Annotated in this window: 8 protein-coding genes; 5 read left to right on the forward strand and 3 right to left on the reverse strand. The window is 60.2% G+C overall.

Annotated elements, in window-relative coordinates:
* The first annotated feature begins 64 nt into the window (after positions 1–64).
* The 5 genes from BLT60_RS23275 to BLT60_RS24505 all read left to right on the forward strand — a co-directional run bounded on the left by BLT60_RS23275 (position 65) and on the right by BLT60_RS24505 (position 4,906).
* Positions 65–1,393: an ABC transporter substrate-binding protein gene (locus BLT60_RS23275; RefSeq protein ID WP_090881131.1), complete on the forward strand. Its 1,329-nt coding sequence runs from the start codon at positions 65–67 to the stop codon at positions 1,391–1,393.
* 103 nt (positions 1,394–1,496) lie between these two features.
* Positions 1,497–2,369, forward strand: a complete 873-nt coding sequence (locus BLT60_RS23280; RefSeq protein ID WP_244521418.1) for a carbohydrate ABC transporter permease — start codon at positions 1,497–1,499, stop codon at positions 2,367–2,369.
* Complete coding sequence (locus BLT60_RS23285; RefSeq protein ID WP_090881137.1) at positions 2,366–3,211, forward strand: carbohydrate ABC transporter permease; 846 nt, start codon at positions 2,366–2,368, stop codon at positions 3,209–3,211. Before BLT60_RS23280 ends, BLT60_RS23285 begins: the two co-directional genes overlap by 4 nt.
* Before the next feature lie 89 nt (positions 3,212–3,300).
* Positions 3,301–4,098, forward strand: a complete 798-nt coding sequence (locus BLT60_RS23290; RefSeq protein WP_090881140.1) for a sugar phosphate isomerase/epimerase family protein — start codon at positions 3,301–3,303, stop codon at positions 4,096–4,098.
* Between the two features lie 670 nt (positions 4,099–4,768).
* Positions 4,769–4,906 (forward strand): hypothetical protein, encoded by a 138-nt coding sequence (locus tag BLT60_RS24505; RefSeq protein WP_175478610.1) that lies wholly within the window; start codon positions 4,769–4,771, stop codon positions 4,904–4,906.
* A gap of 10 nt (positions 4,907–4,916) precedes the next feature.
* On the opposite strand, the gene BLT60_RS23295 is transcribed toward BLT60_RS24505, so the two are convergent.
* From BLT60_RS23295 to BLT60_RS23305, 3 genes are all read right to left on the reverse strand, one after another.
* The gene (locus BLT60_RS23295; protein WP_090881142.1) at positions 4,917–6,038 is read right to left on the reverse strand and encodes a glycosyltransferase family 4 protein; all 1,122 of its coding nucleotides are present in this window, start codon (positions 6,036–6,038) and stop codon (positions 4,917–4,919) included.
* A 439-nt stretch (positions 6,039–6,477) separates the two neighbouring features.
* Entirely contained in the window at positions 6,478–7,476 is a 999-nt protein-coding gene (locus tag BLT60_RS23300) for a lipid II:glycine glycyltransferase FemX (RefSeq protein ID WP_090881144.1), read from the reverse strand.
* Between the two features lie 50 nt (positions 7,477–7,526).
* Positions 7,527–8,114 (reverse strand): hypothetical protein (locus tag BLT60_RS23305; protein ID WP_210185674.1); only part of this gene is annotated, 588 nt, incomplete at its 5' end.

The following is an 8,114-nucleotide window of genomic DNA, read 5'->3' on the forward strand; positions in this document are numbered from 1 at the left end:
GTGAAAGCCGCTCCGCTCGGGATCGGAGCCGTTCCGCCGTGCGGTAACAATGAGGAGAACGACAATGTCGAAATTGAAACTGGCCGTTATCGGCGGCGCGCTCGCACTATCGGCCCTAACGGCCAATGCGGCGCTGGCCGACATCACGATCCTCGCCTGGCCCGGCGGCCCGGAGGAGACAGCCCTCAGGAAGATCGTCGACAACTACAATGCGATTGAGGACAACGATAGCAAGGCCAGCCTGCTTTTTTTCAGCCGCGACAACTTCTTCGACAAGATGCTGGCTGACGCGGCGGCAGGTTCGAAGGAGTTCGATGTCATGCTGACCACGACCTACAGTGTCGGCCAGTATGCGTCGTTCATGGTCCCGATCGACGATCTCGTCACCGAAGAGGTAAAGGCGACCTTCCCGCAATCCGCCCTCGATTCGCAGAGCTTTGAGGGCCACCTCTACGGCATCCCGACCGACCTTTCGGTAAACTTCATTTACTACCGAACGGATTTGTTCGAGCAACTGATGTCCGACGCGGCTTGGCAGGAGAAGTACACTGAGATCGCCAATGCCGAGCTCGGCAAGGACCTTGAGCCGAAGATGCCGGCAGACTGGACTTGGGACGACTTCGTCGCCTCTGCGCTGTTCTTCACCAAGTCGATCAATCCCGACAGCCCGACCCGCTACGGCGCGGCTCTGCAAATGAAGAACATCATCTTCAGCGTCATGATCTGGCAGACATCGGCGGCGGGATACGGCGGCAACTGGATGGACGCCGATGGCAACATCACCGTCGATTCCGACGCCTATCGTCAGGCGCTCGACATCTACAAGACCATCGCCGAAAAGGGTGCGACTCCGGGCGGCAGTGCCTCGTTTGAATATTCCGAGGCGAACGGCGCTTTCGGCACTGGCCAGGTCGCCTTCACCTTGCAGTGGTCTGCGGCGTACTCCGAACTCATCGACGCCGAGGCCTATCCTCAGATCGAAGGCAAGTTCGACATCACCCACCCGGCTGCGGGCCCGGCGGGGGTCAAGACGCATTTCCATGCCCTCGGCCTCGGCGTAAACAAGGCGTCGGAGAAGCAGGACGAAGCGAAAAAGTTCCTCGCTTATCTCGCTTCGGAGCCGGTCATGACTCAATATGGCAAGGAAGGCGGCAAGCCGCCGCTTAGTCCGGCGCTAACCGAGGCTTATGCAGGTGGCCGGCCCGACGTCTTGAAGATGGGCGAGTACGCGAGCGATTACGGAGTCGTGATGAACGGCGCCACCAGTTCAAAGGCGCTCGCCGTCTACAACGTTATGGCCGAGAACTTCACTGGCTATTGGAGCGGCACGATCGATCAGGACACCGCCATCGCCAATGTGGTGGCGGCGATGGAAGAGGACTTTGGGAAATAGCTTGTTGCTGGACTAGATAAGGCCGCTGCGGTCGCCGGATGCTCCGGCGACCGCTTTCATTTTCGGTGAACTCTGAAGGGCGCGGCCTGCCATGGCGAGAAAAGTGAGCTGGGAGCGACAGCAGCGAACGGACGCGCGTCTTCTGCTGTCCGGGCTCTGCCTGTTCCTGGCGATTATGCTTGGCTTCCCGACTATCGCCAACCTCTGGTACTCGTTTTCCGACGTCTCGTTCCAGGATCTGACCGGCAGCGGCTTCGTCGGCATCGAGAACTACGTCGACGCGCTCACCAACCCGAACATGTGGAGCGCGCTGTTATTCTCGCTCCGCTTCGCGGTGGTGGCGACCGTGCTGCAAGTTGTCTTCGCCCTCGTGCTCGTCTTCGTCCTTCACCCGCTGGTGCAAAAGCGGCCGTGGCTGATAGCTCCACTTATGCTGCCGATGATGGTTTCGCCGGCGTTGATGGGGATGATGTACCGGCTGATCCTAAACGAGTTTATCGGCCCGGTGCCGGTCTATCTCGACATGCTCGGCATCTACGTCAACTTCCTGGGCATCGAGAATGTCTATGCGACGCTGGTTGGCATCGAGGTACTGCAGTGGACGCCATTCGCTTTCCTCGTGCTGCTCACCGCACGCCAGTCGATCCTGCCAGAGGTCGAGGAAGCGGCAGTTGTCGACGGCGCGACGGGCACCAAGCTCAACTTCCTCGTCATCTTGCCGATGCTGCTTCCCACTCTCGGCATCGTCACCTTCATTCGCTTCATCGACGCCTTCCGAGTGTTCGACCACATCTTTGTGCTGACCGGCGGCGGACCGGGCAACCAGACCACCTCGATCAGCATCTACATCTACAAGTTGTTCTTCAAGGAGAACGAGCTTGGTGAGGCGATCGCTCTTTCGGTGATCCTCCTGTTAGCGAGTCTTCTGCTTCTCCAGGTGGGGCTACGCGCCGTAGTGAGGAGAACCGAGCCATGATCGTCGAACGCAGTACCGCCGTCGGCCGGCTCATCCACGCAGGGCGGTGGATCTTGTACATACTCGCCGCCTTCGCGCTCAACGTGCCGATCCTGGTGACTGTTCTCACTTCGTTCAAGACAACCGGACAGATCAACACCAGCCCCCCGGTCTGGATCTTCGAGCCCACGCTCGAGAACTACCGGGAGGTCCTGATCACCGGCAACACCGACTTCCCCCATTTCATATACAACAGTATCGTCATCGCCTCTGGCGGTACCCTATTGGCGATGGTTCTCGGTTTTCCCGCTGCCTACGCCATCGTCCGCCAGGGCGTCGGGCGAAAATGGCTTTTGCCGATCATCGCCAATGTACGGGCCCTGCCGCTGATCATTTACACCATCCCAATCTACCTGATGTTTCAGTTCGCCGGCCTGCTGGACACCCGTTTCGGGCTCATTCTCATTTCTGCATTGGTCAACGTCCCCGTTGTGCTGGTGCTATTCGTCGGCGCGATCCAGGAGCTGCCCGAGGAGCTGGACTCGGCTGCGCGGATCGACGGGGCGAGCACGTGGCGACTGCTGACCGACGTTGTCCTGCCGTTGTCGCGGCCGATCCTGTTCGCTGTCGCCATCCTCTCTTTCATTGCATCGTGGAACGAGTTCGTGTTCGGTCTCATCCTGACCACCAAGAATGCCGTGCCGGTGACGGTCGGCGCGACGTTCTTCGTCACCTCCTACGGGGTGAAGTGGGGCGTGACGGCGGCGGCCATGACCCTTGGCATCGTGCCGCCGCTCGTCCTCGGCCTGTTCGCCTACCCCTATATTGGTCGCTCGATGCTCGGCGGCGCGGTCAAGGGCTGAGGAGGCCTCGCCCCTCCGTCGGCCGAGCATCGGAGACGCAAGGCAAGAAGTCGGACGCATTCGCGTCGCGAAAGAGAAGGCAAGGATCGATGGAACCGCGGAACCAAGTAGCCGGCAACACCAACAGCTACCATTCTTACAGCCTGAACGAAGCGCTGGAAGGCATTGCGGGCGCCGGCTTCCGCTACGTGGAGCTCAGCGCGGTGCGCGGCTGGACCGAGCACGTGCCCTTGGGCGCCAGCGCGGCGGAGCTGGACGGCATCAAGCGGAAGCTGGCTGAGCTCAACCTTACCCCTGTCAGCGTCGGCGGGCACTCCGACGTATCCACCGACGAAGGGTTCACGCTCGCGCTTCAAGCGCTCGATCTCTGCAGCGCGCTGGGTATCAAGGTGATGATCACCGCCGCCGGCAGAGAGGGCGGCGAGGACGCCTTTTTCGCCAACATGAGGCAACTTGCCAAATCAGCTGGTGCGCGGTCAATCGAACTCGCCATCGAGATCGCGGGCGACATGGCGCCGACCGGTATAGCGGCCCTAGACGTCATATCCCGCGTCGACCAGCCCAACGTCGCAATCAACTACGACACCGCCAACGTCGAATACTACGGCGGGGTGAAGGCGGTTGACGACCTGCCGACTGTCGTCGGGCGGCTCGCCCATGTCCACCTCAAGGACAAGCTGGGCGGCAAGGGCGAATGGGACTTCCCTGCGATCGGTGACGGGCACGTCGACTTTCCAGCAGTCTTGGACATTCTTCGCTCTGGAGGCTTTACGGGCCCGCTCAGCGTAGAGGTCGAGTTCCTCGGCGAGCCCTGGCCCGCCCTCGACGAGGTCAACCGCGCGATGAAGGCATCCTTTGACCAACTAACCGCACTTGGCGTCACCTGAAACAACTGCCACGCTAGTTACGGCTCCGCCAGAATTGGTCAGCTTGATGCGATGGTGGATGGACGGAGAGGACCTCGATCAGGAATCGCAGAAATGAGCCATTTCGCCTAGAGAACGTTCGACCCGGGTTTCTCTCCCTCCGCCAGGTCATCAAATGCCAAAGATCTGAGAACCTCATTTTGGCGCTGGAGTTCGCAAGGTTTCGCGCCACTTTGCCGGCTGACCTGCGTACCGCGCTCAGAAGCGCATTCTCTCTGAACCTTCGAGAGACCCGAAGACCCTCAGAAGCTCCGGACTTTGTCGATTTAGTACGGAGCTTGGAAGGGCAGCGAAACCAACGCTTTGGTGTCAACCGGGGTTGCGGATATTTCTAAGGGTCTCTCGCCCACCGAATGGACGCTCTAAATCCGAATCTAACGCGCCGGCAGGACGTCAGGTCGTGTAATCAAACAAAGACATCAGTGAATCGCGTCACTGAATGTCCGTGTCTGCGCCCAGGAATGGACAAAGGCGCGAGGTCGGCTGCCGGCCCTTTGCGGACCTTGGGCCAAGAGCGCGCGAATAGCCGATCCTGACCCTGAGCGGCCGTCCGGCTCGTAATCGTTGGCGACCTCCGTGAATAGCGGACAATGACGGACCTCGGTCCGCGGGGGGGGGGGGTCTGGCCTGCGTGGCGCTGGCCAGTTCGATCGTCCGCGATCTCGGCATGGCGATCTGGGCCAGCCGAACCTTCGGGATCGCGCTGCCGCCATTCGGCATCGGCCGCAGCGGACTGCCGCGCGTCGGCGAATCCGGCAAGCTCGCCTGACGCGGGAGCGTCAGCTTCGGCTCTCGGCCAGGCACGCCGCGTAGAGCGCGGCCATGCGTGTCGCATAGTCGTCGACGTCGAACCCCTCGAGGAAGGCTGTCCGTGCGCCCTCGGCAAGCGAACGCCGGAGATCGGCATCGGCGATGACACGGCCCAACGCGTCAGCCAGCGCCTCGACGTTGCCGGGCGGGACCAGCAGGCCCGAAACACCGTCTTCGATCGCCTCGCCGATGGCGCCGACCGGCGTCGATACCACGGTCAGGCCGTAGGCCATGCCTTCGAGCACCGACATCGGCAGTCCTTCGTGATGCGACGGCAGCACCATGATATCGGCCGAGGAAAGCAAGTCGCGCACCGTGTCGGGGCCGACCCATCCGGGAAAGGCGATGCGGTCGCCGATGCCATGCTCGGCGGCGGCCGTGCGGTAGGCCTCGACGTCGCCGTCACCGGCAAGCACCGCCGTCCAGGGCAGGCCGGCGATGCGTGGCGTGGCAAGCGCCTCGATCAGTTCGGGAACGCCCTTGCCCTTTCCAAGTCGCCCAAGGAACAGGACCTTCGGCGGACCGGACGCATCCTTCTGGCGCTCGATGACGGCCGGGCCGGGGACCGCATTGTGCATGACGACGACGCGATCCGGGGCGATGCCGACCTCGTCGATGACGAAGGCGCGCCATTCGGCGCCGAGAACGATCACGCGGGCGGCGCGGGCCAGCATCCGTCGGGTGAAGGCGCGGATCGGGCTCGGCAGGCTACGATAGAAATGATGGTAGCGGCCGCTGTGAATATGGACGAGATAAGGCGCGCCAACCATCCTTCCGACCAGCGCGATGATCGACTTGCGCGCCGGGCTGGCGCCGACCGAGACATTGATGTGGAGGATATCGGCCTTGCCCGTCGCGAACAGCCAGGCGACGACCGTGGTCGCCCGCAGAAGGTAGAACGGCGACCAGACTAGGCTGCCGGTGCCGCGCGGATCGACGATGCGCACCTGCGGCGCGTCGGCCCGCTGCTCGAAGGCGGTCGCCAGGTAGTCCATGGCGCGGCTGATCCCGCCTTCGGAGTGTCGTCCGCCGGGGCAGACGATGACGGCGCGGATTGTCATTGGACCGGGCGGGGCGATGTTCTGGACCATGCGGGGCGCGCCGGTGTTCTTGTTAGGCTAAAAGGCTGAAATGGTGGCCGCAGACCCGGGTCGGAGCGGATCTCCGGTGTTCGCCGACCGTAGCCGCGAGGTCTGAATATTTCCTGTCGCCCATCCGGCTCAGCGAAGCGTAGAACGCTCAGCGGATTCGACGCTGACAATTCAGCGCATCGCCGGATCATGGCGCGGGCGTCCGGCGTCGTTCATGTCTTAGCTCTAAACCCTTCTTTTGCAGCAACCCGACCGTGGCAATGGCGGCCGTTCCTGGCGGTCCGCGCATCAGCGTCACGCTCAAATCCATAGTAGACCGACCCCAAGTAGGCTCGATCGAAGTGCTCTTGCGCCCCATCAATGGGGACTATCGCTCGACATGGATAAGGGTGTGGTCGCGTCGGAGATTTATGTTCATGCTATCTTGGTACCGACGATCCTAGGATCCGCCCTCACATTGACCGTGTTCACGAATATATAGATCGATCGAATCGCCATGATATTGTCCGCCCTTGAGCATGAACGACGTTCTTGCGAGCATGTTGAAAGTGGCGTACTTCACGGGACGAAAAATTACCTTGAATGTATAGCCGTAAATTTCTTGCGGATTGAATCTCTGCTTGAATTCCTGGAGTGTATAGCTCTTGGTGTCTGGCTTGGGCTTACATGCCGCTCCCATGAAATCATATTTCTTGATGCCAAGACCCTTCATTTTCCTCATTGTCTCCCAGTGCATCAGGTACGCCGACCCTGTCGCCGGCTTGTCGATGCTGCCTCCGTAGTAATAATAAGCTCGGTCGGCATCGAACGCGACGACTGCGCAGGTTTGTAGATAGCTGCCATTTCGGGTTACATAAAATCGGACGCTATCCCCCATATTTCTTTGCATGGCGTGCAAGAAATTCAGGCCAGGGGAAAGAGCCATATCCCCACTGCGGGCAAAGGTTTCCCTGAGCAGGGCGGCGATTGTTTCGATGTCAGACGTTTCTTCAAAAAGAATACCTTCCCTTGTTGCCTTTCTTATCTTGGTTCTCGTAGACGATTTGAATCTGGAGAATATTTCTTCTTCACTTGGCCCAAGGTCGACAACATAGGTTCCATATCGTGCAGCAATCGAGCCGCGAGGTATGCTGGCAAATATTGCATTGGCCATCGGCTTGGCGATAAAGTCAGCTTTAATAACCGATCGGCAGTAATTTACGATACTTTCCAAAAATAGCTTTTCTTCAGGAGGATCGATCACCCTGCCGTCTTTTGACAAGGGTGCGGCGGTAAAAATTACTCTGCGAAAGATCAGTCTCTTGTCGACGAAGAAAGGTAATATCAGATCGTTTTTTTCCAGCCACCCGTAATTCTTGCTTTTCGCAGACAAGAATCCCTGCGATGCAAATACAGGAAGGTGCGCATCAACTGTGGAACTCGACGTGTGCAGCTTCATCGTGGCTTTATAGACCGACTGTGAGGTGAGGGGTCTTATTGCGACCGGGATCAGGGGTACAATCTTGCTACCACCAGGGAGTTCTCCCAGAAGAGCGTCGCTCGGCAATAGAAGACAACCAGATCTTCTGGAGCGACTCCACAGGGAAAGTGAATCTGGGCCTGCTGGGGCGTGATATCACTCCGCCAGGAGGCTACCGAGGCGAAGTGCTCTCCATCCGTCGAGGCGACGATCTCGGCGTGCGACGAAGTCACTGCCGGGCCGGGCTCCACGGAGGTGGAAAAGAAGAAGTGGTTCGCCTCGTTGCGGGCCCCGAAGTAAACCGGGGCCGGCGTATGTGCCAGACGCTCGATCGGGCCACCGTTGCGGGCCTTGCGCGCGATGCCTGGTTCCCGCAGGGGCGAGTCCACACCCCAATACAGGTGGTCATCCGTGAAGATGAGGTCCGTGGCCCTGGAAAGCTGCCCTGCCTCGGCGAAGACCTGAAGCGTCCCGTAGCCGTCGTCAGAGAAATAGATGCGGCTCTCGTCGTCCATGTCGCCTGTGCAGAGCCAGCTCCGGCCAGTCTGGCATGGGTCCAGGTGCAGGGCATGAACGTGACGGATGGAGCCCGGTTCGAAGCGACAGGCTGTCTCCCA

This window comes from Bauldia litoralis (assembly GCF_900104485.1).
GTDB lineage: Bacteria > Pseudomonadota > Alphaproteobacteria > Rhizobiales > Kaistiaceae > Bauldia > Bauldia litoralis.